General features: G+C 71.3%; 20 protein-coding genes and 1 pseudogene. 7 read left to right on the top strand and 14 right to left on the bottom strand.

Going from position 1 to position 17,633, the window contains the following annotated elements; genetic code table 11:
• Positions 1–144: 144 nt before the first annotated feature.
• Genes ligA through N8I87_RS28425 form a run of 5 tightly spaced genes read right to left on the bottom strand, consistent with a single transcriptional unit; the run spans position 145 to position 5,011 of the window.
• The gene (gene ligA, locus N8I87_RS28445; protein WP_263213021.1) at positions 145–2,340 is read right to left on the bottom strand and encodes an NAD-dependent DNA ligase LigA; all 2,196 of its coding nucleotides are present in this window, start codon (positions 2,338–2,340) and stop codon (positions 145–147) included.
• Between the two features lie 15 nt (positions 2,341–2,355).
• Complete coding sequence (locus N8I87_RS28440; protein WP_263213020.1) at positions 2,356–3,363, bottom strand: methionine synthase; 1,008 nt, start codon at positions 3,361–3,363, stop codon at positions 2,356–2,358.
• Positions 3,356–3,772, bottom strand: a complete 417-nt coding sequence (locus tag N8I87_RS28435; RefSeq protein WP_263213019.1) for a hypothetical protein — start codon at positions 3,770–3,772, stop codon at positions 3,356–3,358. The genes N8I87_RS28440 and N8I87_RS28435 overlap by 8 nt, the downstream gene beginning before the upstream one ends.
• Positions 3,769–4,467, bottom strand: coding sequence for an SDR family oxidoreductase (locus N8I87_RS28430; RefSeq protein WP_263213018.1), 699 nt, complete (start codon positions 4,465–4,467; stop codon positions 3,769–3,771). The genes N8I87_RS28435 and N8I87_RS28430 overlap by 4 nt, the downstream gene beginning before the upstream one ends.
• Before the next feature lie 7 nt (positions 4,468–4,474).
• Entirely contained in the window at positions 4,475–5,011 is a 537-nt protein-coding gene (locus N8I87_RS28425; RefSeq protein ID WP_263213017.1) for an LOG family protein, read from the bottom strand.
• A gap of 50 nt (positions 5,012–5,061) precedes the next feature.
• Between N8I87_RS28425 and N8I87_RS28420 the strand changes: the two genes are divergently transcribed.
• Together N8I87_RS28420 and N8I87_RS28415 are read left to right on the top strand one after the other, a co-directional pair.
• Positions 5,062–5,406 carry a DUF427 domain-containing protein gene (locus tag N8I87_RS28420; RefSeq protein ID WP_263213016.1) on the top strand — a complete coding sequence of 115 codons (345 nt, stop codon included), beginning with the start codon at positions 5,062–5,064 and terminating at the stop codon, positions 5,404–5,406.
• Between the two features lie 37 nt (positions 5,407–5,443).
• Positions 5,444–6,226, top strand: a complete 783-nt coding sequence (locus N8I87_RS28415; protein ID WP_263213015.1) for an alpha/beta fold hydrolase — start codon at positions 5,444–5,446, stop codon at positions 6,224–6,226.
• Positions 6,227–6,342: 116 nt separating this feature from the next.
• On the opposite strand, the gene mnmA is transcribed toward N8I87_RS28415, so the two are convergent.
• The gene (gene mnmA, locus N8I87_RS28410; protein WP_263213014.1) at positions 6,343–7,497 is read right to left on the bottom strand and encodes a tRNA 2-thiouridine(34) synthase MnmA; all 1,155 of its coding nucleotides are present in this window, start codon (positions 7,495–7,497) and stop codon (positions 6,343–6,345) included.
• 60 nt (positions 7,498–7,557) lie between these two features.
• On the opposite strand from mnmA, the gene N8I87_RS28405 reads away from it, so the two are divergent.
• Positions 7,558–8,217, top strand: coding sequence for an N-acetylmuramoyl-L-alanine amidase (locus N8I87_RS28405; RefSeq protein ID WP_263213012.1), 660 nt, complete (start codon positions 7,558–7,560; stop codon positions 8,215–8,217).
• Between the two features lie 61 nt (positions 8,218–8,278).
• A pseudogene (locus tag N8I87_RS28400) lies at positions 8,279–8,479 on the top strand (multicopper oxidase domain-containing protein); the annotation flags it as partial.
• 28 nt (positions 8,480–8,507) lie between these two features.
• Here N8I87_RS28400 and N8I87_RS28395 read toward each other — a convergent pair.
• The 3 genes from N8I87_RS28395 to N8I87_RS28385 all read right to left on the bottom strand — a co-directional run bounded on the left by N8I87_RS28395 (position 8,508) and on the right by N8I87_RS28385 (position 10,269).
• Complete coding sequence (locus tag N8I87_RS28395) at positions 8,508–9,671, bottom strand: cysteine desulfurase family protein (RefSeq protein ID WP_263213010.1); 1,164 nt, start codon at positions 9,669–9,671, stop codon at positions 8,508–8,510.
• A 119-nt stretch (positions 9,672–9,790) separates the two neighbouring features.
• Entirely contained in the window at positions 9,791–10,069 is a 279-nt protein-coding gene (locus N8I87_RS28390; RefSeq protein ID WP_263213009.1) for a DUF4190 domain-containing protein, read from the bottom strand.
• Between the two features lie 32 nt (positions 10,070–10,101).
• Positions 10,102–10,269, bottom strand: a complete 168-nt coding sequence (locus N8I87_RS28385; RefSeq protein ID WP_263213008.1) for a hypothetical protein — start codon at positions 10,267–10,269, stop codon at positions 10,102–10,104.
• A 122-nt stretch (positions 10,270–10,391) separates the two neighbouring features.
• On the opposite strand from N8I87_RS28385, the gene N8I87_RS28380 reads away from it, so the two are divergent.
• Positions 10,392–11,024 carry a TetR family transcriptional regulator gene (locus tag N8I87_RS28380; RefSeq protein ID WP_263213007.1) on the top strand — a complete coding sequence of 211 codons (633 nt, stop codon included), beginning with the start codon at positions 10,392–10,394 and terminating at the stop codon, positions 11,022–11,024.
• 81 nt (positions 11,025–11,105) lie between these two features.
• Here N8I87_RS28380 and N8I87_RS28375 read toward each other — a convergent pair whose 3' ends face one another.
• Both N8I87_RS28375 and N8I87_RS28370 read right to left on the bottom strand, forming a co-directional pair.
• Positions 11,106–11,465 carry a hypothetical protein gene (locus tag N8I87_RS28375; protein ID WP_263213005.1) on the bottom strand — a complete coding sequence of 120 codons (360 nt, stop codon included), beginning with the start codon at positions 11,463–11,465 and terminating at the stop codon, positions 11,106–11,108.
• A 140-nt stretch (positions 11,466–11,605) separates the two neighbouring features.
• A complete protein-coding gene (locus N8I87_RS28370) occupies positions 11,606–12,595 on the bottom strand; it encodes a helix-turn-helix transcriptional regulator (RefSeq protein WP_263213003.1) in 990 nt (329 codons plus the stop codon).
• Positions 12,596–12,695: 100 nt separating this feature from the next.
• Between N8I87_RS28370 and N8I87_RS28365 the strand changes: the two genes are divergently transcribed.
• Positions 12,696–13,313 (top strand): TIGR03086 family metal-binding protein, encoded by a 618-nt coding sequence (locus tag N8I87_RS28365; RefSeq protein ID WP_263213000.1) that lies wholly within the window; start codon positions 12,696–12,698, stop codon positions 13,311–13,313.
• On the opposite strand, the gene N8I87_RS28360 is transcribed toward N8I87_RS28365, so the two are convergent.
• Positions 13,300–14,226, bottom strand: a complete 927-nt coding sequence (locus N8I87_RS28360) for a thioesterase family protein (RefSeq protein WP_263212998.1) — start codon at positions 14,224–14,226, stop codon at positions 13,300–13,302. The two genes, N8I87_RS28365 and N8I87_RS28360, sit on opposite strands and share 14 nt — an antisense overlap.
• A 171-nt stretch (positions 14,227–14,397) precedes the next feature.
• On the opposite strand from N8I87_RS28360, the gene N8I87_RS28355 reads away from it, so the two are divergent.
• The gene (locus tag N8I87_RS28355; RefSeq protein WP_263216713.1) at positions 14,398–15,627 is read left to right on the top strand and encodes an alpha/beta hydrolase; all 1,230 of its coding nucleotides are present in this window, start codon (positions 14,398–14,400) and stop codon (positions 15,625–15,627) included.
• Here N8I87_RS28355 and N8I87_RS28350 read toward each other — a convergent pair.
• Positions 15,536–16,192, bottom strand: a complete 657-nt coding sequence (locus N8I87_RS28350) for a trimeric intracellular cation channel family protein (RefSeq protein WP_263212995.1) — start codon at positions 16,190–16,192, stop codon at positions 15,536–15,538. The genes N8I87_RS28355 and N8I87_RS28350 overlap by 92 nt on opposite strands.
• A gap of 47 nt (positions 16,193–16,239) precedes the next feature.
• Complete coding sequence (locus tag N8I87_RS28345; RefSeq protein ID WP_263212993.1) at positions 16,240–17,631, bottom strand: M1 family metallopeptidase; 1,392 nt, start codon at positions 17,629–17,631, stop codon at positions 16,240–16,242.
• Positions 17,632–17,633: the final 2 nt, after the last annotated feature.

Below are 17,633 nucleotides of genomic sequence, written 5' to 3'. Positions count from 1 at the left end.
CCGACCGCAGCTGGGCACGGCAGGCGCACATCTCAACAGTAGGCCGCAGAAGGCTTCCACGGGCAGCGGTCGTCCACGGTTGCCCGAATGCGCCCCAGCCACCCGTATGCATCTGATATGCACCGATCGGGTGGCCTTCAACCGCTACTCCCCGGTCGGAAGGGCGACTTCGGCCGCAGCCTCCGGTCCCTGCTCCAACAGGACGCCGAAGCCGTCCTCGTCGAGCACCGGCACCTTGAGCTGCATGGCCTTGTCGTACTTCGATCCCGGGTTCTCCCCCACGACGACGAAAGACGTCTTCTTCGACACCGAACCGGTTACCTTCGCTCCGCGGCTCTGCAGCGCCTCCTTGGCGCCGTCGCGGGTGTGGTTCTCCAGGGTGCCGGTGACGACGACGGTAAGCCCTTCCAGCGGACGCGGGCCCTCCTCCTCGCCGGACGTCTCGTCCTCCAGCCGGACTCCGGCGGCCTTCCACTTGCGGACGATCTCGCGGTGCCAGTCCTCGGCGAACCATTCTCTGAGCGCGGCGGCGATGGTCGAGCCGACGCCCTCGATGCGCGCCAGCTCCTCCTCGCTCGCCTGTTCGATGCGGTCGATGGAGCGGAACTCACGCGCGAGGGCCTGCGCCGCGACCGGGCCGACGTGCCGGATCGACAGCCCGTTCAGGAACCGGGCGAGCGGCCGCTCCTTGGCGGCCTCGATGTTGGCCAGCAGCGCGAGGGTGTTCTTCTTCGGCCCGCCCTCCTTGTTGGCGAAGACCGTGGCGACCTTGTCCTCGCCCGTCCTGGGGTCCCGCTTGGGCAGTCCGCTGTCCGGGTCGAGGACGTACGCCTTGATGGGCAGCAGCTTGTCCACCGTGAGGTCGAACAGGTCACCCTCGTCGGCCAGCGGCGGGTCGGCCGGCTCCAGCGGCCGGGTGAGCGCGGCCGCCGCCACCTCGCCGAAGTGCTCGATGTCCAGGCACTCGCGGCCCGCGAGGTAGGAGACACGCTCCCTCAACTGGGCCGGGCAGGTACGGGCGTTGGGGCAGCGGAGGTCGATGTCGCCCTCCTTCATGGGCCGCAGGGCCGTCCCGCACTCGGGGCACTCGGCGGGCATCACGAACTCGCGCTCGCTGCCGTCGCGCAGGTCGACGACCGGGCCGAGGATCTCCGGGATCACGTCACCGGCCTTGCGGATCACCACCGTGTCGCCGATGAGCACGCCCTTGGCCTTGACCACCTCCTGGTTGTGCAGGGTGGCGAACTCGACCTCGGAGCCGGCGACCGTGACCGGCTCGACCTGGGCGTACGGCGTGACGCGGCCGGTGCGGCCGACGCCGACCTTGATGTCGATCAGCTTGGTGTTGACCTCCTCCGGCGCGTACTTGTACGCGATCGCCCAGCGCGGCGCGCGGGCCGTCGAGCCGAGCCGGCCCTGGAGGCGGATCTCGTCGAGCTTGACGACCACACCGTCGATCTCGTGCTCCACGGAGTGCCGGTTCTCGCCGTAGTACGCGATGAACTCCCGTACGCCGTCGAGGTCGTCGACCACCTTGTTGTGCGGAGAGGTGGGCAGGCCCCAGGTCTTGAGCAGGTCGTAGGCCTGCGAGAGGCGGGTGAGGCCCCCGTAGCCCGCCAGCGCGCCGATGCCGTGGACGACCATGTGCAGCGGGCGGGAGGCGGTGACCCGCGGGTCCTTCTGGCGCAGTGAACCGGCCGCCGCGTTGCGCGGGTTGGCGAAGGGCTTGTCACCGGCCGCGACCAGGCGCTCGTTGAGCTCGAGGAACTTCTCCATCGGGAAGTAGACCTCGCCGCGGATCTCCACGAGATCGGGGACCTGGTCACCCGTCAGCCGGTCCGGGATCTCCGCGATCGTACGGACGTTGGGGGTGATGTCCTCGCCGGTGCGGCCGTCGCCGCGGGTCGCCGCGCGCGTGAGGCGGCCGTGCTCATAGGTGAGGTTGACGGCGAGGCCGTCGACCTTGAGCTCGCACAGGAAGTGGTAGTCGGAGGTGCCGACGTCCTTGGCGACGCGCTCGGCCCAGGCGGCCAGTTCGTCGTCGTTGAAGGCGTTGTCGAGCGACAGCATGCGCTCGCGGTGCTCGACGGAGGTGAACTCCGTCTCGTACGCCCCCGCGACCTTCTGGGTCGGGGAGTCGGGCGTGCGCAGCTCGGGGTACTCCTGCTCCAACGCCTCCAGGGTGCGCAGGAGTCGGTCGAACTCCGCGTCGCTGACGACGGGAGCGTCCTTCACGTAGTACCGGAAGCGGTGCTCCTCGATCTGCTCGGCGAGCTGCGCGTGCCGCTCCCGTGCCTCGGCGGGCACCGCCGTCTCCGCTTGCTGCTTGTCGCCGGCCACCGTGTTGTCCTCCCGTTACTCTGGGTTGTCCGCAAGTGATCTCGCCGCCCGGACGCAATGGGCGAGAGCCTTGCGTGCGTACGCGGGGGAAGCGCCCGCGAGGCCGCACGAGGGGGTGATGGTGACCGCCTCCGCGAGAAGCCCCGGATGCAGCCCCAGCCTGCGCCACAGCGTCCTGACACCCATGACGCTACCGGCAGGGTCTGACAACGGGCCGTCCGTGCCGGGCACGACACCGGCGAACAGTCGCGTGCCGCCTTCCACGGCCTCGCCGATGGTGTCGTCGTCACGCTCGGTGAGGAGTGAGAAGTCGAGGGAGACCGCGGCGGCACCCGTGCGGCGCAGCAGGGCGATGGGCACGTCCGGGGCACAGGAGTGGACGACGACCGGGCCGGTGCGGTGCACCGCGACGAGGTCGCGGAGGGCGGCCTCGACGATCTGCCGGTCCACGGCCCGGTGGGTCCGGTAGCCGCTGGCGGACTTGACCTGGCCGCGCAGTACGGCGGTGAGGGAGGGCTCGTCCAGCTGCAGGACGAGCCGTGCGCCCGGGACGCGGCGCTGTACCTCGGCGAGGTGCAGGCGCAGGCCCTCGGCGAGGGAGGCGGCGAGGTCGCGGCAGGCGCCGGGGTCGGAGAGGGCGGCCTCGCCGTTCTTCAGCTCGACGGCGGTGGCCAGCGTCCACGGGCCGACGGCCTGCACCTTCAGCGGGCCCTCGTACCCCTGGGTGAACTCCTCAAGGGCGTCGAGGTCTTCCCCGAGCCAGGAGCGGGCCCGCTTGGTGTCCCGGCCCGGCCGGTCGCCGATCCGCCAGCCGCTGGGCTCCACGCGCGCGTACAGCTCGACGAGCATTCCGGCGGTACGGCCGATCATGTCCGCGCCGGGTCCGCGGGCCGGCAGCTCGGGCAGGAACGGGAAGTCCTCGAAGGACCCGGTGACGGTCTTGGCGGCCTCCCGCGCGTCATCACCGGGCATGGACCCGACCCCGGTGGCGGCGCCGAACCTGAACTGGCTGTTTTCACTCACCCCGAAAGCCTACGTATTCCACCGGGGGTGGCTTCAACGGGTGTGCCACGTGCCGTTCCAGGAACGCGAGCAGCCCGGCCGGATCGGCGACCGTGAGGTCATTGCGAAAGCGGCCGCGCTCCCGGGCGACGGCCTCCCCATGCAAGCTCCCGCCGCCGAGGAACTCGCCCTCAGCGTCCAGCAGGGCGACGGTCAGGCTGCCGAGGCAGCGGCAGATGTCGCCCGTGAAGTCGCCGGTCGTGGTCAGGACGCACAGCTCCGCGAGGGCGTCGTCGTCGTAGATCTCGGCCGGCACCGGGCGACGGCCGAGCGGCCCGGCGCCGTCGCCGCCCCGCAGGATCAGCGCGGCCTCGGTGCGGTCCCAGACCTCGTCCAGCCAGGCCCGGACGTCGTCGGCGTGCGCGTTCATCGCCCGGGGCGCACCGTCAGGTCGTTGATCTCCGCGTCCCTGGGCAGGTCGATGGCCAGCAGGATCGTCGTCGCCACCGATTCGGGGTCGATCCAGTGGGAGGCGTCGTAGTCCTTGCCCTCCTGCTGGTGGACCTTGGCCTGCATGGGGCTGGCGGTGCGGCCGGGGTAGACGGAGGTGACGCGGACGCCGTTGCCGTGCTCCTCGTGGCGCAGGGAGTCGGCCAGGGCCTTGAGGCCGTGCTTGGAGGCGGCGTACGCGGACCAGCCGGCGTGGGCGCTCAGGCCCGCGCCGGAGTTCACGAAGACCACGTGACCGCGGGCGGCGCGCAGTTGGGGCAGGAAGTGGCGGGTCAGCTCGGCGGGGGCGACCAGGTTGACGTTGAGCTGGTGGCGCCAGGACTTGGGGGTGAGGTCACCGACGTCGCCCAGGTCGACGACCCCGGCGATGTGCAGCAGCGAGTCCACGCGGTCGGGGAGCGTCTGGTGGGAGAAGGCCCAGGAGAGCTTGTCCGGGTCGGAGAGGTCGCCGACCAGGGTGCGCGCCCCCGGGTACTCGGCGGCCAGTTCCTTCGCCCGGCCCGCGTCGCGCGCGTGAAGCACGAGTTCGTCCCCGCGCGCGTGCAGACGGCGGGCCACGGCCGCGCCGATGCCGGAGCCCGCGCCGGTGATCACATGAGTAGCCATGTCCGCCATGCTCGCATCACCGCACGCCCAGGCTCTCCTCCAGGTACGCCAGTACGCCCACGGGCTCGTCCGCGAAGAACACCAGGTCGGTGAGCGGGCGGGGCAGGAAGCCCTCGTCCTCCATCCGGCGGAACTGCTCCTTCAGGCCGTCGTAGAAGCCTTCGGTGTTGAGCAGGACGACGGGCTTGTCCGTGTGCCCGTGCTTCTTCAGCTCCAGGATCTCGGTGGCCTCGTCCAGCGTCCCGGTGCCGCCCACCATGACCACCACCGCGTCGGCCTGCTCCAGCAGCAGCCGCTTGCGCTCCGCCAGGTCCTTGGCGATCACCATCTCGGCGCCGGGCCGCGCCTTGGCCGCGAGAAACCCCACGGAGACGCCGAGCAGTCTGCCGCCCGCCTCCTGGACGCCGTCGGCGACGACCTTCATCAGACCGACGTCGGACCCACCCCACACCAGCGTGTGGCCCCCCTTGCCGATCAGTTTCGCGAACTCGCGCGCGGGACGCGTGTAGCGGTCGTCGAGGTCGGCGGAGGAGAGGAAGACACAGATACGCATGAGGTCAGCCTAGGCGGGAAGAACCGGGGGCCCGCGAGCGCTTTCCAGGTATGGCCGATGGACACACGATCACGATCGAGCAGGGCGACCGGCCCGTACGCGTGGTGCGCGGGGACTTGGTGCTGGCGGAGAGCCGGCGCCCCCTGGTGCTGCGCGAGACCGGCTGTCCCGTGCGCTACTACATCCCGGCCGAGGACGTGCGCCTCGACCTCCTCACCCCCTCCGAAACCCACACCGTCTGTCCCTTCAAGGGGACGGCGTCCTACTGGTCCCTGCCGGACGCCCCCGACCTCGTATGGTCCTATCCCGAGCCCAAGGACGGGGTCGCGCAGATCAAGGACCACCTGTGCTTCTACGACGTGGAGGTCCAGGAGGAGACACGCGCGGTGTCGTGACCGATTAGTCGCGTGCCCGATGGCAGTCTCCTCAGGCATGGACAAGCAGATCATTTCGCGCGACGGCACCCGGATCGCGTACGAGCGCGGCGGGCAGGGTCCGGCGGTCGTCCTTGTGAGCGGTGCGATGTCCACGGGCGCCACGCTGGCCCCGCTGGCCGCACGGCTCGCCGGGCGCTTCACGGTCGTCCCGTACGACCGGCGGGGACGCGGCGCAAGCGGGGACACGGCGCCGTACGCCGTCGCCCGCGAGGTGGAGGACCTGGCGGCGCTGATCGAGGCCGTGGGCGGGGAAGCGGCGCTGTACGGCATCTCGTCGGGCGGCGCACTGGCGCTGGAGGCGGCGGCGAGCGGGCTGCCGGTCAGTCAGGTGGCCGTGTACGAGCCGCCGTTCGCCGTCTACGAGGGCGGCGCCGAGGAGCGGGCGGAGTACACCCGGAACCTGACCGAGGCGCTCGCGCAGGGCCACAGGGGAGACGCGGTGGAGCACTTCCTGCGGCTGACGGGCCTGGCCGAGGCGATGATCCAGGGCGCCCGCCGGTCCCCGATGTGGGCCGACATGGAGGCGATCGCCCCGACGCTGGCGTACGACGACGCCGCGATGGGCGACGGCCTGGTGCCCCGGGAGCGGCTCGCCGCGATCACCGTGCCCGTGCTGACGGTCGCGGGCGGTGCGAGCCCTTCCTGGCTGCGCGAGGCGGCACGGGCGGTGGCGGAAGCGGTCCCCGAGGGGACGTACCGCACCCTGGAGGGCCAGACCCACATGGTCGACCCGGACGTCCTGGCACCGGTGCTGGCGGAGTTCCTGGCCGATGGCTAGGCGGAGTTCCTGGCCGATGGCTAGGCGGAGTTCCTGGCCGATGGCTAGGCGGAGTTCCTGGCCGATGGCTAGGCGGAGTTCCTGGCCGATGGCTAGGCGGAGTTCCTGGCCGGTGGCTAGGCGGAGTTCCTGGCCGGTGACTGGACCGACGCGGCCGTGGCCCTGACCGTCGACGCGATCGTCGCCGAACCCACCACGCGCGTGCCGTCGTACAGCACGATCGCCTGGCCGGGGGCGACGCCGCGGACCGGCTCGGTGAAGGTGACCCGCAGCTCGCCGTCGACCGGCTCCGCCGTCACCTCGGTCTCGCCGCCGTGCGCCCGGAGCTGGGCGGTGTAGGTGCCGGGACCGGCCGGGGCCACGCCGCACCAGCGGGGCTTGATCGCGGTCAGTGCGGTCACGTCCAGCGCGGCGGCCGGGCCGACGGTCACCGTGTTGTTCACCGGGGAGATGTCGAGGACGTAGCGGGGCTTGCCGTCGGCCGCCGGGATGCCGATCCGCAGGCCCTTGCGCTGGCCGATGGTGAAGCCGAACGCGCCCTCGTGCGTGCCCACCTTGGCGCCGGACTCGTCGACGATGTCACCCTCGGCCCTGCCGAGGCGGGAGGCGAGGAAGCCCTGGGTGTCGCCGTCGGCGATGAAGCAGATGTCGTGCGAGTCGGGCTTCTTGGCGACCGCGAGGCCGCGGCGCTCGGCCTCGGCACGGATCTCGTCCTTGGTCGTCACCGTGTCGCCCAGCGGGAACAGCGCATGCGCGAGCTGCTGCTCGTCCAGGACGCCGAGGACGTACGACTGGTCCTTGGCCATGTCGGAGGCGCGGTGCAGCTCGCGGCTGCCGTCCTCGTTCACGAGCACCTTGGCGTAGTGGCCGGTGCAGACGGCGTCGAAGCCGAGGGCCAGGGCCTTGTCCAGGAGCGCGGCGAACTTGATCTTCTCGTTGCAGCGCAGACACGGGTTCGGCGTGCGGCCGGCCTCGTACTCGGCGATGAAGTCCTCGACGACGTCCTCGCGGAAGCGGTCGGCGAGGTCCCAGACGTAGAACGGGATGCCGATGACGTCGGCGGCGCGGCGGGCGTCGCGGGAGTCCTCGATGGTGCAGCAGCCCCGCGCTCCGGTGCGGAACGACTGCGGGTTCGCGGAGAGCGCGAGGTGGACGCCGGTCACGTCGTGGCCCGCCTCGGCCGCGCGGGCGGCGGCGACGGCGGAGTCCACGCCGCCCGACATGGCGGCGAGGACGCGGAGGGGACGGGTGCGCTGCGGGGTATCAGTCATAGCCCTTCCAGAGTACGGGGGCGCGGGAACCGGAGCCCGCGAGTATCCGTTGACGATCACATGGGGGAGACACGGGCGGACACGGCGAGCGGCGACTCGGATCGGCGGCTGGGGCGGCGGGCGCTGCTCGTCGGGGGTGTCGCGGCGGCCGTGGGGACCGCGGCGCTGGCCCGGGATGAGCTCTCCCATCTGTGGTGGCGGCTGCCGGGGGTGGAGAAGTCGCGGGTCGAGGGCGCGGTGGACTTCCGGGGCGCGCGCTGGGTGGCCGCGTCCCCGGCGAACTACCGGCGGGCGGACCGGCCGGACGACTATCCGATCGACCGGGTGGTCATCCATGTCACGCAGGGCGACTACAAAACCGCGGTCAAGGTCTTCCAGGACCCGGCGCACAAGGCGGCCGCGCACTACATCGTGCGCAAGGACGGGCGGGTCACCCAGCTGATCCGCGAGCTGGACGTGGCGTTCCACGCGGGGAACCGGGAGTACAACGAGCGGAGCGTCGGCATCGAACACGAGGGATTCGTGGAGCATGCCTCGTCCTTCACGGACGCGATGTACGCGTCCTCGGCGCGGCTGACGGCCGCGATATGCCGTCGGTACGACATACCCGTGGACCGGGAGCACATCATCGGGCATGTGGAGGTCCCGGGTACGGACCACACGGATCCGGGACGGCACTGGGACTGGGACCGGTACCTGGGGCTCGTGCGGCGGGCCTGAGGCTGGTGCAGCGGATCCGAGCCCCTGGGGCGGGCCCGAGCCTGTATGGCGCACGTCACAGATCTCCGTCAACGGCGAGGATCCCAGCGGGGTCGAACTCGGCTGGTACGACACCTACGAGGTGGTCGGCGGCGGCTCCATCGAGATCGCGATGGAGTTCACCGACTTCGCCGATGACACGTACATGTACATGCTCCACTGCCATCTCCTGCAACACGAGGACGAGGGCATGATGGCGTCCCTGATGGTGACGGAGAGTTAGCTCTTGGGCCTGCCGGCCCCTCAGCCTCTCAGGTGAGCCCCGCGGCTCGGGCACGCTCGACCGCCGGGCCGATCGCCTTCGCCACCGCCTCCACGTCCGCCTCCGTGGAGGTGTGGCCCAGGGAGAAGCGGAGGGTGCCGCGGGCCAGGTCGGGGGTGGTGCCGGTGGCGAGGAGGACGTGGCTGGGCTGGGCGACGCCGGCCGTGCAGGCGGAGCCGGTGGAGCACTCGATGCCCTGGGCGTCCAGCAGCAGGAGCAGGGAGTCGCCCTCGCAGCCCGGGAAGGTGAAGTGGGCGTTGGCCGGGAGGCGGTCCACCGGGTCACCGCCGAGGATCGCGTCCGGAACCGCCGTACGGACCGCCTCGATCAGGTGGTCCCGCAGGGCGCCGATCTCCCGGGCGAACCACTCGCGCTGCTCGGCGGCGAGCCGGGCGGCGACCGCGAACGCGGCGATCGCCGGGACGTCGAGGGTGCCGGAGCGGACGTGGCGCTCCTGGCCGCCGCCGTGCAGGACGGGGACGGGGGTGTACTCACGGCCGAGGAGGAGCGCCCCGATGCCGTAGGGTCCGCCGATCTTGTGGCCGGAGACCGTCATCGCGGCGAGGCCGGAGGCGGCGAAGTCGACCGGGACCTGGCCGACGGCCTGGACCGCGTCCGCGTGCAGCGGGATACCGAACTCGGCGGTGACGTCGGCGAGTTCACGGACCGGCATGATCGTGCCGATCTCGTTGTTGGCCCACATCACCGTCGCCAGGGCGACGTCGTCGGGGTTGCGGGCGATCGCCTCGCGCAGGGCCTGAGGGTGCACCCGGCCGTAGGTGTCGACGGGGAGGTACTCGACGGTGGCGCCCTCGTGTTCACCGAGCCAGTGGACGGCGTCGAGGACCGCGTGGTGTTCGACGGGGCTGGCGAGGACCCGGGTTCTGACCGGGTCGGCGTCACGGCGGGACCAGTACAGGCCCTTGACCGCGAGGTTGTCGGCCTCGGTGCCGCCAGAGGTGAAGACGACCTCGCTGGGGCGGGCGCCGAGCGCTTCGGCGAGCGTCTCGCGGGACTCCTCGACCGCACGGCGGGCCTTGCGGCCGGACGCGTGAAGGGAGGAGGCGTTGCCGGTGACGCTCAGCGCGGCGGTCAGCGCCTCTGCCGCCTCCGGGAGCATCGGTGTCGTCGCGGCGTGGTCGAGGTAAGCCATGGTGAGCCCGATTCTACGGACCCTTGGGGGCGGCGCGGAGGCCAGGGCCGGGCGTTGCCGGCGGCCGTGCCCCGTCGTCCTCGGGGCGTCAGCCGTTGGTCAAGGCACGTTCTGAGGGCTCACAGGCTCCACGAAACCGTGTTGGACACCTCCATGGCGAACGCCAGGACCGCCAGGTCGGCAACGCCCAGCGCGAGGCCGAGATACGCGCGGCCGCGACGGGCCGTGCCGCGCCACAGGGCGACACTCGCGAGGACGAGGGCGACCGGGCCGAGGAAGATGTTGAGGACGAGAAGGCCGACGAGGCCGAGGATGAAGGACGCCACGGCCATGCCGTCGGCGTCGCGCGTGCCCGAGCGGGTGTCGGTGCGAGGCGTGGCCGGTGCGGTGAGTTGCATGGTGCTCAGCTCCTGCGGATCGATGCGGGCGGTCAGTTGACCGATGAGTGACGACGGCGGCCGTGGCGCTCGCGGAGCGCGAAGATGCCGAGCCAGACGGCGATGGCGGCGGCCACGGCGAGGCTGACGGTCAGCGGCGCGTGGGCCACGGTGCCCAGCACGACACCGAACAGCATGAGCGCGGCGACAAGGAACAGCATGGGATTCGATCCCCCCTCCATGAAGTTTCGGTGAACGGTTGTAGTAACAGTTGTTCACTGACTTTGAGTCTAGCGCCTCCTACGGCTTTTCAATTCCGGAGAACAGTTGTTAACTGGATGACATGAGTCACACCCTCGGCATCCGGCAGGCCCAGAAGCAGAAGACCCGGCAGGCGCTCCTGGACGCCGCGTTGGGCCTGCTGGAGGAGCAGAGCCTGAGCAGCCTGGGCCTGCGTGAGGTCACCCGGGCCGTCGGCGTCGCCCCCACCGCCTTCTACCGGCATTTCCGCTCCACCGCGGACCTCGGCGTGGCCCTCGTCGACGAGGCGCTGGGCAGTCTGCACCCGATGGTGCGGACCACGGTGTCCACGGCCGGCGACAGCGACGAACGCATCACCCGCGCCATCCGTCTGATCGCCCGGCACGTTCAGACGCACCCCGCCCACGTCCGCTTCATCGCCCGCGAGCGGCACGGCGGCGTCCAGCCGGTGCGGGAGGCCATCCGGGCCCAGCTGACCAGGTTCGCCGAGGAGGTACGGACCGAACTGGCCAAGGACCCGGAGGCGGTCGGCTGGAACGAGGACGACCTGCTGATGCTCGCGCACCTCTACGTCGACCAGATGCTCATCACGGCCTCCCTGTTCCTGGAGGCCCTGGAAACCTCGGCCTCGGAGCAGGAGCGGGAGCGCGTCGCCCAGGTCGCGGCCCGTCAGCTGCGGCTGGTCAGCCTCGGCCGACGGCACTGGCTGGACTGACCCCGGCACGGCACGGCACAGCACACAGGGGCGGCGCGCCCGTTCACCGGGCGCGCCGCCCCTGTCGTACGCGATCCCGTCTCAGCCCTGCTGGGCCTGCTGCCCCTGGCCGGGCTGCCCGCCGCCCGGACCGCCGCAGTCGCCGCCCTGACCGCCACCCGGGCCGCCCTGACCGCCGCCGGGGGCACCACTCGGGCCGCCGCTCGGCATGCCCGAGGGGACGCCGGTGGGAGTGCCGGTCGGCCTGCCCGAGGGCGCGCCGGACGGGGCGCCGCTCGGGCGGCCCGACACACCGCCGGAGGGCATGCCGGACGGTGTTCGGCAACCCTGTTGCCCAAAGGTGCCGTTCGAGGACGACGAGTCGCCCGAGCCGCACGCGGTCAGCAGCAGCGGGGACAGCGCCAGCAGGGCGACGGCGGGGACGAGGCGTGCACGCTTCATGACAGACAGCTCCACGGATGCTGAGGAAGTCCTGAGGCGGGCACTCAATCAACGGCGCTTAGGCCGTTCTTGCGTCCTCCCTGTCGACGGCCTGTCAATCGGGTAAAGGGCACCCCAAGGAACCGCGTCGACCTGGTCTTTCAGTCGTGACCCTCGGCCGCCGTCTGGTACAGCTCCGTGACAGAACGCGCCGCGGACGCCAGCTCCGCGCGCACCTCGGGCGGGGAGAGCACCTCCACCGAGTCGGAGAACGCGAGGAGTTGACGGGTCGCGGGGAGAAACGGGTACGACAGCCGGGCGGTGACCCACCCCTCGTCGCCCTCCTCATCGCCCTCGCCATCGGGGAGTTCGGTGAGAGAGGAAGCCGCCACGCGCTGGAACATGTCGAGACGGTCCCTGCGGACCCGTACCGTGACGTCGATCCCGGCCGGCCGCTCCTCGACCTGGCGCCGCAACACCTCCCAGACATCGGCGAGTTCGACACCGCTCCGGCGCCGTACCGGGTCGTCCAGCAGACGCGCCGAACGCACCCGGTCGGCCCGGAACAGCCGCGGCCTCGCCCGCCGGTCCGCGACCAGGTACCAGACGCCCGCCTTGGCGACGAGGCCGTACGGGTCGACGGTGTACGTCCGCGCCTCCCGCTCCCCGCTGTGCCGGTACCGCAGCCTGAGCCGCCGGTCGGCGAACACCGCGTCCTGCAGCACCTCCAGGTCGACGGCCTTCTGCGGGCCGCCCTTCCAGCGCGTGGCGTCGACCAGGACGCGCCGCGAAGCGACCTCGGCCGCCGGGCGGTACGGCGCCGGCAGGGCCGCCATCACCTTGCGCAGCGCCGACGCGAGCGCCGCGTCCAGGCCGAGCGCCGCGTGCGCCCCCTGGGCGGCCAGGATGAACAGGGCCCGGGACTCGTCGGCGGTCAGGCCGGTGACGTCCGTGCGGAACCCGGCGAGCAGTTCGATGCCGCCGTGCCGGCCGCGCTCGGCGTACACGGGGACGCCGGAGGCCGACAGGGCCTCGATGTCGCGGTAGACGGTGCGCACCGACACCTCGAGGCGGTCGGCGAGTTCACGCGCCGGGACGCGGCCCCGGGTCTGCAGGAGCAGCAGGATCGACAGCAGGCGGTCGGACTTCACCCGGCCACGATCGCGCCGCCCGGGGCCCGGACGCAAATGTTGACGGAAACTGTCAGGTTATCCGGGGATCCTCGGCTCACCGACCCAAGGAGAGGCTCGTATGAACGCCACGAACGTGAACGCCACCAACGCCCTGCCCATGGACCCCCGTCCGCTCTACGCCCGCGCCACCGAACAGGCGGCCGCCCTCATCAGGACCGTACGGCCGGAGCAGCTGTCCGGACCGACTCCCTGTGCCGAGTTCGACGTCCGCACCCTGCTGAGCCATGTCGTCGGAGGCTCCCGGCGGATCGCGGTGGTCGGCGAGGGCGGCGACGGCATGGCCGTGCACCCGTTCGCGGACGGCGTCGAGGACGACGGCTGGGCGGCCGCGTACGACGAGGTCCGGGAGCGGGTGCTGAAGGCCTGGGCCTCCGACGAGCGCATGACGGCGACGGTCCGCGTGCCCTGGGGCGAGGCCCCCGGCCACGCGGCCCTGTCCGGGTACCTGATGGAACTGGTGACCCACACCTGGGACCTCTCCGAGTCCCTCGGTCACCCGCACGCACTCGACCCGGAGCTCGCCGAGGCCGCGCTCGCCACGGCCCGGCGTGTCCTGCCCGACCCGGAGCGCGACTCGCAGACCCCCTTCGCCTCGGCCCGTCCGGCCCCCGAGGGAGCCGACCCCTACCGGCAGCTGGCGGCCTGGCTGGGGCGCGAGCCGATCAGGGCAGCCTGACGCGGGCCAGCTGACGGGACTGGGCGACCAGACGGCCCTCGCTGTCCCAGACCTCGGCGTCCTCCTCCAGGAAGCCGCCCGCCAGATTGCGGGTGGTGATCGAGATCCGCAGGGGGCCAGGGGCCGGGCGGTGGCGCACGTGGACGGTGAGTTCGACCGTGGGGACCCAGCCCTTGAGGCCGATCTCGAACGCGGTGGGCGGCAGGGCGTCCACCGCGAGGAGGAGGGAGAAGGGGTCGGCGTCGCGGCCGTCCGCGAGACCGAACCAGGCGCGCATCTCCCCCTTGCCGGAGGGCGCGCCGAGGGCCCAGCCCAGGGTGGAGGGGTCGAGCTTGAGCATCAGACGGTCGGCGATGGCGGAGCTGCCGTCGACCGGGGCGGGACCACCCGACGGTAGTCGGATATCGGATGCGGCCTCGGGGCCGAAGCACTGGTCCATGGGTGGGATCGCGGGCGGCGTCGCCGTCGTACGGACGTCGTCGGGGAGGGTGTCGAGGTCGCCGTAGGAGGCGAGGACGCGGATGCGCTCGACCTCGTTGCCCTGCTCGTCGTACTGGAAGAGGGAGGCCTGGCCGGTGGACAGGCCGCGGCCGCTGCGCACGGTCTCGGTGCGGACGACCGCCGGGCCCGGCTGGGACGCCGTCAGGTAGTGCGCGGAGATGGTGAAGGGGTCCGGGTGCGGCAGGGCGTCGGCAAGGGCTCGGCCCAGCACGGCCAGCAGATAGCCGCCGTTGACGGCGTTGATGATCGTCCAGCCGGCCGAGAGGTCGATGTCGTAGACGCCGGGCTCGCGCCGGGCGACCGCGGTGTCGCGGTCGAACTCGCTGTCGCCGATCACGGCCCGCGACGATGAGAGTCCCCCCGCTCGAGCGAAACCGAGAGCGGGGGAGGGTGCGGTAGCTGCTTCTGGCATGCCTGAACGGTACAACACGAAATTACTAAGCGGTAGCTTTGGAGTGGTGGGCGACGCAGCCGGCCTGACGCTCGTCCGGTGATCGCCCTGCCGGGTGAGGTTCCGGCAATTTCTCGGTAAGTGTCAGGACACGTCCACAACCCCGAGCCGCTCGATCCCCTCTATGAGGACATGAGCCTCACCGGGACTCCGTTCCTCTACACGACCCTCGTGTTGTCCGTCGTCGCCCTCATACTGCCGCTCGTCCTGTGGTCGAGGATGCCGGGGCCCAAGGTCCTGCGCGCCACGGCCCGGGTCCTGATGCTGCTGTTCGCCCAGGGCACGGCCGTCACCCTGGTCTTCGTCCTGGTCAACAACCAGAACAACCTGTACGACAACTGGGCCGACCTGCTGGGCACCGGCAACCACGTCCAGCGGGCCGCGGACCTCGGCCGGGACGGCACCGGCGGGATAGCACTGAAGAAGCTGCCCAAAGTGAAGCAGACGTTCAGGGCGGCCGACGGACCGGGTATGCGCCAGGCCGGCGGCGTCCAGGTCACCCAGCTCAAGGGCCGGGTGTCCGGCGTGAACGCCGAGGTCTACGTCTGGCTGCCGCCGCAGTACGGCGAACCCGCCTACCGACACAAGAAGTTCCCGGTGGTGGAGGTGCTGCCCGGCTACCCCGGCTCGGCGAAGGCCTGGTTCGGGTCGCTGAAGGCGCACGAGCAGCTGCTGCCGCTGATGAGGAGCGGCCAGGTGGCGCCGTTCATCCTGGTGGCGCCCCGCACCAATCTGCTGGCCGGAGTGGACACCGGCTGCGCGAACACCCCCGGGGAGGTGAACGCCGACAGCTGGCTCAGCATCGACGTGCCGAAGATGGTCATGGACAACTTCCGCGCCGACCCCGCCCCGGCCGGCTGGGCCGTCGCCGGGTACTCGGCGGGCGCGCACTGCGCGGTCAAGCTGGCGGTCGCCCACCCCGACCGCTTCCGGGCCGCGGTCGGCCTGTCCGGCTACAACGACCCGATCGGCGAGCGCAACTCGCTGGCCGCGCAGAACCCGAGGGTGCGGGCCGAGAACAATCCTTACCTGATCCTCAAGAAGGCGGCCGTGCCGCCCAGGATCTCCCTCTACATCTCCGGCCAGCCCCACGACGGCTACGAGGCGGGCGTGGCCCTCGAATCGGTCGCCAAGGCGCCGACGACCGTGCACGTGGTGTTCCTGCCGCGCAGCGCGGGCGGCCACACCATGGCGCTGTGGAAGCCCCAGGTGGAGCCGGTCTTCCGCTGGCTGACCCTGCAGATGGGCCAGAGCCGGGTCAGGACCGGGACTACTCCTCGGTCACCGTCGACCGCCGATTCCACGCACGCGGCGCTCGCCAGTGGTACCGCATCGCGAGCAGGCGCAGGACGAAGGCGGTGACGACCGCGAGCCCGGTGGTGAACGGGGTCAGCGCGTCGTAGTGGATGCACAGCACCACCATGGTGGCGCCGACGATCGCTGGGACCGCGTACAGGTCGCGGTCCCAGCGCAGCAGCGAGGGCACCTCGTTGGCCAGCACGTCCCTGAGCACACCGCCGCCGACCGCGGTGGCCAGGCCCAGGGCCGCCGACGCGGTGAGGTTGAGGCCGAAGTCGTACGCCTTCGTCGTACCGCTGACGGCGAACAGGCCGAGGCCGGCCGCGTCGAACACGAGGACAGCCGACTGGATCCGCTCCACGTGCGGGTGCAGGAAGAACACCATCAGCGCGGCGAACAGCGGAGTGAGGAAGTACCCCAGGTCCGTGAAGGCGGCCGGGGGCACCGCCCCGATGATCACATCCCGGAAGATCCCTCCGCCCAGCGCGGTGACCTCGGCTAGCACGGCGATGCCGAAGACGTCGAAGTTCTTGCGGACGGCCAGCAGCGCGCCGGAGATCGCGAAGACGAAGATGCCGATGACATCGAGCGTGTGCTGGACGGAGGGAGTGAAGAGTTGCTGGAGCACCCTTCTATTCTTACTCAGAGAACGGCGTGCACCTTGCAATGCAAGGATCAGGCGGCAGGTTTCCCTGTCGTGAACAGCCACGTCCGGAACAGGTCGTCAAGCTGCCGCCCACTGATCCGCTCCGCGAGCCGGATGAAGTCGTCCGTGTCCGCGTTGCCGTAACGGTGCAGCCAGGTCCAGGCGGGCAGCAGCCTGAAGAAGGCCGCGTCACCGATCCGCTCCCGCAGCATCTGGAGCGTCATCGCGCCGCGCTGGTAGACGGCGGAGGCGAACATGGTGTCGCGCCGCGGGTCGGCGACCTCGGTCTGCCAGAAGGCCGAGCCGGCGGGGCGGGCGTCGTAGGCGGCGAGGAAGGAGTCGTGCGCCGAGCGGGTGCCCTGGTGTTCCGCCCACAGCCACTGGGCGTAGGTGGCGAAGCCCTCGTTGAGCCAGATGTCCTTCCACCGTGCCACGCTGACCGAGTCGCCGAACCACTGGTGGGCCAGCTCGTGCACGATCGTCGTCTCGTTGCGCACGGCCGAGTAGGCGGGCTTGGACTGCACCTCCAGCGAGAATCCCGCCTCGGGCATGTCGTCGACGATCGCGCCGGTCTCCTCGAACGGGTACGGCCCGAAGACCTGGGACCAGTAGTCGGTGGCGGCCGCGGTGACGGCGTACACGTCGACGGCGTTGCCGCCCGCGAGGGTCGGATCGATGGCGACATAGATCGGGATGCCACCGGGGGTCCGCCCGGTGCGCACGTCGAACTTCCCGATGGTGGCGGTGGCGAGGTAGGTCGCCATGGGCCTGCGCTCTCGCCAATGGGTATACGTCGAGCCGCCCTTGTCGTACGTCGACACGAGCCGGCCGTTGGACACCGCGGTCAGGCCTCTGGGGGCCTTGATCCGGATGTCGTAGGTGGCCTTGTCGGCGGGGTGGTCGCTGGACGGGAACCAGGTGGAGGCCGCGTTGGGTTCGCAGGCGACGAAGACCCCGTCGCCGGTCTTCATCCAGCCGTAGTCGGAGCCGAACACGATGGGGCCGTTGAGGGGCTGGGGGATGCCGCCGTAGGTGACGGTGGCGGTGAAGTCCCGGCCCCTTCGCAGGGGGCCTCGCGGGGCGACGACGAGTTCGTCGCCGTCGCGGGTGAACTGGGCCCGTCTGCCGTTCACTTCGACCTGGGTGACCTCCAGTTTCTGGAGGTCGAGGTCGAAGGAGGAGAGGTTCTGGGTGGCACGGGCGGTGAGGGTCGTACGGCCGTCGAGGCGGCCGGTGGCCGGGTCGTACGCGATGTCGAGGGCGTAGTGCCGGGCGTCGAAGCCGCCGTTGCCGAGCTGCGGGAAGTACGGGTCACCGATGCCGGGGGCGCCCGGGGTGGGGGCGGAGGAGGCGGCGATGACCAGGAAGGAGGCGGCCGCGGTGGCGACCGCGCCTGAACGTGCCGAACGGGAGAGTGCCATGA

Origin of the sequence: Streptomyces sp. HUAS 15-9, from assembly GCF_025642155.1 — a bacterium.
Taxonomy (GTDB): domain Bacteria; phylum Actinomycetota; class Actinomycetes; order Streptomycetales; family Streptomycetaceae; genus Streptomyces.
The sequence above is the reverse complement of the archived record's forward strand: the minus strand, read 5'-3'. Positions and strand labels throughout refer to the sequence as shown.

What these genes read in the sequence shown, in the direction of transcription:
- N8I87_RS28380 (WP_263213007.1), top strand. Translation starts at nt 10,392, where the DNA reads ATGAGTCACACCCTCGGCATCCGGCAGGCCCAGAAGCAGAAGACCCGG.
- N8I87_RS28355 (WP_263216713.1), top strand. Translation starts at nt 14,398, where the DNA reads ATGAGCCTCACCGGGACTCCGTTCCTCTACACGACCCTCGTGTTGTCC.
- N8I87_RS28390 (WP_263213009.1), bottom strand. Translation starts at nt 10,069, where the DNA reads ATGCAACTCACCGCACCGGCCACGCCTCGCACCGACACCCGCTCGGGC.
- N8I87_RS28405 (WP_263213012.1), top strand. Translation starts at nt 7,558, where the DNA reads ATGGGGGAGACACGGGCGGACACGGCGAGCGGCGACTCGGATCGGCGG.
- N8I87_RS28425 (WP_263213017.1), bottom strand. Translation starts at nt 5,011, where the DNA reads ATGCGTATCTGTGTCTTCCTCTCCTCCGCCGACCTCGACGACCGCTAC.
- mnmA (WP_263213014.1), bottom strand. Translation starts at nt 7,497, where the DNA reads ATGACTGATACCCCGCAGCGCACCCGTCCCCTCCGCGTCCTCGCCGCC.
- N8I87_RS28360 (WP_263212998.1), bottom strand. Translation starts at nt 14,226, where the DNA reads ATGCCAGAAGCAGCTACCGCACCCTCCCCCGCTCTCGGTTTCGCTCGA.
- N8I87_RS28435 (WP_263213019.1), bottom strand. Translation starts at nt 3,772, where the DNA reads ATGAACGCGCACGCCGACGACGTCCGGGCCTGGCTGGACGAGGTCTGG.
- N8I87_RS28430 (WP_263213018.1), bottom strand. Translation starts at nt 4,467, where the DNA reads ATGGCGGACATGGCTACTCATGTGATCACCGGCGCGGGCTCCGGCATC.
- N8I87_RS28345 (WP_263212993.1), bottom strand. Translation starts at nt 17,631, where the DNA reads ATGGCACTCTCCCGTTCGGCACGTTCAGGCGCGGTCGCCACCGCGGCC.
- N8I87_RS28365 (WP_263213000.1), top strand. Translation starts at nt 12,696, where the DNA reads ATGAACGCCACGAACGTGAACGCCACCAACGCCCTGCCCATGGACCCC.
- N8I87_RS28395 (WP_263213010.1), bottom strand. Translation starts at nt 9,671, where the DNA reads ATGGCTTACCTCGACCACGCCGCGACGACACCGATGCTCCCGGAGGCG.
- N8I87_RS28375 (WP_263213005.1), bottom strand. Translation starts at nt 11,465, where the DNA reads ATGAAGCGTGCACGCCTCGTCCCCGCCGTCGCCCTGCTGGCGCTGTCC.
- N8I87_RS28415 (WP_263213015.1), top strand. Translation starts at nt 5,444, where the DNA reads ATGGACAAGCAGATCATTTCGCGCGACGGCACCCGGATCGCGTACGAG.
- N8I87_RS28385 (WP_263213008.1), bottom strand. Translation starts at nt 10,269, where the DNA reads ATGCTGTTCCTTGTCGCCGCGCTCATGCTGTTCGGTGTCGTGCTGGGC.
- N8I87_RS28420 (WP_263213016.1), top strand. Translation starts at nt 5,062, where the DNA reads ATGGCCGATGGACACACGATCACGATCGAGCAGGGCGACCGGCCCGTA.